Annotated in this window: 3 protein-coding genes and 1 pseudogene; 3 read left to right on the top strand and 1 reads right to left on the bottom strand. The window is 58.8% G+C overall.

Annotated elements, in window-relative coordinates; all coding sequences use genetic code 11:
- Nucleotides 1-221, top strand: a 221-nt coding sequence (locus ABID19_RS34140) for an ATP-binding protein (protein WP_354494847.1), incomplete at its 5' end; no start/stop codon positions are given.
- Nucleotides 222-547: 326 nt separating this feature from the next.
- A complete protein-coding gene (locus tag ABID19_RS34135) occupies nucleotides 548-802 on the top strand; it encodes a reverse transcriptase domain-containing protein (RefSeq protein ID WP_263807278.1) in 255 nt (84 codons plus the stop codon).
- A gap of 537 nt (nucleotides 803-1,339) precedes the next feature.
- On the opposite strand, the pseudogene ABID19_RS34130 reads toward ABID19_RS34135, so the two are convergent.
- A pseudogene (locus tag ABID19_RS34130) lies at nucleotides 1,340-2,360 on the bottom strand (IS110 family RNA-guided transposase).
- 196 nt (nucleotides 2,361-2,556) lie between these two features.
- On the opposite strand from ABID19_RS34130, the gene ABID19_RS34125 reads away from it, so the two are divergent.
- Nucleotides 2,557-3,582: an IS110 family RNA-guided transposase gene (locus ABID19_RS34125; RefSeq protein WP_263807277.1), complete on the top strand. Its 1,026-nt coding sequence runs from the start codon at nucleotides 2,557-2,559 to the stop codon at nucleotides 3,580-3,582.
- Nucleotides 3,583-3,900: the final 318 nt, after the last annotated feature.

The raw sequence follows: 3,900 nt of genomic DNA, 5'->3' as shown, positions 1-3,900 counted from the left end.
GATCAGCCTTTCCAGCGACCAGATCGATCAACTTCAACGCCGGCTGCAACGGACCAGGCGATCAAAGAAAGGTGCATCATGAAGCATTCGCGGACAACACCATGAGCACGACGATACTCGATCGGCTGATGCATCATTGCCATCTGCTTGAGTTCGATGGACGCAGCTATCGCCTCAAAGAGGCCGCTGAAGCCCTTGCTCGGGAAACAAAGTCAAACTAACAAATCCACCTCTGTCCTGTCTTGCGGGTGGGGGAGTTTGACTGACCCTACCCGGGGGAATTTGAAGTGACCCGCGGGGATCACCGCAGGCAAGGTGACTATAGTGCATGATCGCGCCGCGCACAGCCTGCGACATTAAAGGACTGTTTGACAATCTTCCACACGATCTCTTGCTGAAGGCAGTCAGGAAGCACGTCACATGCAAGTGGACTCTGCTGTACATCGAAGATGGCTGGCAGCACCGATGGAGAAGACGGAGCATCGTCGAGTGAGCACGCGGCACCCCGCAAGGAGGTGTTGTCAGCCCGATCTTGTCGAGCCTCTTCATGCGCTATGCATTTAATCTGTGGATGACGCGGACGCACCCTGACCTTCCATGGTGTCGATATGCTGACGATGGCCTTGTGCATTGCCGGAGTGATCACCAAGCAGAAGCCCTCAAGGTGGAGCTTGATTCTCGACTGGCAGCATGCGGGCTTCATATGCATCCGACAAAGACCAAGATGGTCTATTGCAAAGACCAAACGCGCAGGGGGAAATACCCGAATTCCTCGGGTATCAGTTCCGGCCGCGACGTGTAGCGAAGACACAGCGAAACGAGTTCTTTTGTGGCTACACGCCTGCTGCCAGCCCTCGGCAGTGAAATCGATACGGTCCACGATCAAAAGCTTGAACATCCCGCGGCAGACGCCGGGGACGCTGGCCGAAATAGCCAAACAGCTCAATCCACTTCTTCGGGAATGGATTGCTATGGCCGGTACAGTCGTTCGGTCTTTCCACTCTGGCTGATTGCGTTAATCAGAAACTCACGGCTTGTATCAGGCGAAAGTTCAAGCGTTTTCAGTTCCATAAGACACGCGCCAGTCTCATCTTGCGCGCAAGAAGAATCTTTTATGAAGAATGAGGAGCGTGGTCGGGTGCTGACAGTGTCCGGCCTCCGATGCGGCGTTCGACATGCCGCGGGCCCGTATGGGAGTTCGCGGATCGGGTCCAATTCAACCTCGCGCGCTCAAGACGCGTATCCATGATCTGGTTTTCCCGATCCCGTCTCGTTGACGGTTGCGCCATACTCTCCGTTCGACCTTCTCACACTTTGGCAGTCCGCTCAGGGGAGCGGACTATCCCGCCAAGGCTGGTGTCCGATAGGTTCCGCCCTTGGCCATTAATGCCCAGACGATGCGCGCCGTCTTATTGGCAAGGGCGACGATCACCAGCATGGGCGGCTTGCGGCTCAGCATCCGCGAGAGCCACGGATCAGCCGTCGCGCCCTTGCGCATTGCCCAGCGCACGGTAGCGCTGGCCCCAATGATCAGCAGCCGACGCAGCGTTCGTTCGCCGGGACGTTTCGCCAAGCTTCTGCTTTCCGCCCGTGGACCGTTGCAGCGGCGTGAGGCCAAGCCATGACGCGAAGTCGCGCCCTCTCTTGAAGGTTGCAGCCGAAGGAGCCAACGCTGCAAGAGCTGTTGCGGTAATCGGCCCTATCCCAGGAATCGTCATCAACCGTCTGGCTTCTGCATCTTCCCTGGCGCGTCGGGCGATCTCGCGGTCGAGCATGGCCACCCTCTCATCCAGCGAGCGGAGTTGCTCGACGAGCAGAGACAGGATCGGCCGGGCGGCTTCGGGGATGGCAGAATCCTTGTCCTCGATCGCCGCGACAAGCTTAGTCACATGGAAGAGACCCTGTGCGGCCAACAGCCCGAATTCAGCAAGATGGCCTCTTACCGCATTGATGGTTTGGGTCCGCTGGCGCACCACAAGATCGCGAACGCGAAACACCATCGCTGCGGCCTGCTCCTCTTCGCTCTTCACCGCAACGAACCGCATGGTCGGCCGCTGAGCCGCTTCACAGATCGCTTCAGCGTCAGCCGCATCGTTCTTCTGCCGCTTCACGAAAGGCTTGACGTAGCCCGGGGCGATCAGCCGGACGTCATGTCCCAGCTTCGCAATCTCCCGCGCCCAGTAATGGCTGCCGGCGCACGCTTCCATGGCAACCGTGCAGGCCGGCTGAGAAGCGAGGAACTCAAGAACGTGATCGCGGCGAAGCTTCTTTCTAAACAGGACGGCTCCCAACGCATCCGAGCCGTGCGCCTGGAACAGGTTCTTCGCCAGATCCAATCCGATTGTGTTAACTTCTAACATGGACGCCTCCGTTCAAGTGATGATCAACGACACCACTTTGGCACAGCGATGCCGTTGCGGGCGCCGTCCACATGGGGTAATCGCGGGAGCGACGTGCCCTGGAGCCGATCATAGCGTTGGAGGGTGGCTGTTCCCCGATAAGATGGAAAACGGGCTCACGACTGGATGCCGGGCCTAGCATCAACGGAGAACAGCCATGACAGAATATATCGGTCTCGACGTGTCGATGAAAGAGACGGCGGTGTCGATCCGACGTGGAGGCGAACGGATCTGGCGCGGAAAGTGCGCATCTGATCCCAACATCATTGCCGAGCTTGTCCGCAAGCGGGCGCCGGCCGCAAAGCGTGTCGTGTTCGAAACCGGCCCGCTGTCGGTGTGGTTCTATCATGCGTTGCGCGCCGAAGGATTGCCAGCCATCTGCATCGATGCGCGCCATGCCAAAGCCGCTCTCGATATGGCGGCGAACAAGACGGATGCGAATGACGCCGATGGTTTGGCGCATCTTGCTGAAGCGGGGTTCTTTCGCGAGGTGCGCGTGAAAGGCTTCGACAGTATGTTGACCCGCACGCTCGTGGCAGCACGCACCCGATTGGTCCGGATCACCGTCGAGCTTTCCAACCAGATCCGCGGGATCATGAAAACGTTCGGCCTGCTCGTCCCAGCAGGTAAGGGAACTACATTCGAAAAGAATGTCCGGAGCCTTCTTATCGATCAGAGCGAACTTGCTCCGATCGTGATACCAATGTTGGAGGCCTGGCGCGGCATTCGCATTCGCGCCGCCGAGCTCGGGCGCCAACTGGTTACGGATGCTCGTCAAAGCCAAGCCTGCCGCACCCTCATGTCGATCCCCGGCATCGGCGTGATCACCGCGACCTCTTTCGTCACCGCCATTGAGGATCCAAACAACTTCAAGAAGTCCCGCTCTGTCGCTGCTTGGATCGGCCTGACAACCCGCCGATACCAATCGGGAGAAGTCGATTATGACGGCCATATATCCCGGCGCGGGGATCGACATCTGCGAGGGCTTCTCTACGAAGCCGCCGCGGTCATCCTGACACGCTGTTCGACCGAAAGCAGCCTACGTACATGGGGTCTAAAGCTCCGGGAGAGGATCGGCTTCAAACGAGCCGCCGTGGCCGTGGCGCGCAAATTGGCGGTGATCATGCACACGATGCTCAAGACTGGCGAGCTCTTCAATCCGAGTGCAGGAGCCACGGCGTAAATCCAGATAGCGTTCAGAATCTGAGCGCCTGAGGCGTCCCTGCCGGGACGTGAGCCGAGCCATTCCGCTGATGGGGTTGCACCGCTGTCTCAGCAAAGTGCGTCGTCCACATTGAAGGCTCGTCCCGCGAAGCTCCATCATGCGGCGGCCGATGTCGACCGCGAAGACAACCATGCACCCGGCAGCGCCGTATCAACGCGATAGATGCTTGACGCCCAAGCTGCGATTAGTTTCCGTTGTGATCAAGCACGTTTTTCGACCCAGATGCGATCGGCTTTGACGAGCGCGTTGGCGGTGACGAGGAGCTTGCGCATAACC

This window comes from Mesorhizobium robiniae (assembly GCF_040545535.1).
GTDB classification, from domain to species: Bacteria; Pseudomonadota; Alphaproteobacteria; order Rhizobiales; family Rhizobiaceae; genus Mesorhizobium; species Mesorhizobium robiniae.
The sequence above is the reverse complement of the archived record's forward strand: the minus strand, read 5'-3'. Positions and strand labels throughout refer to the sequence as shown.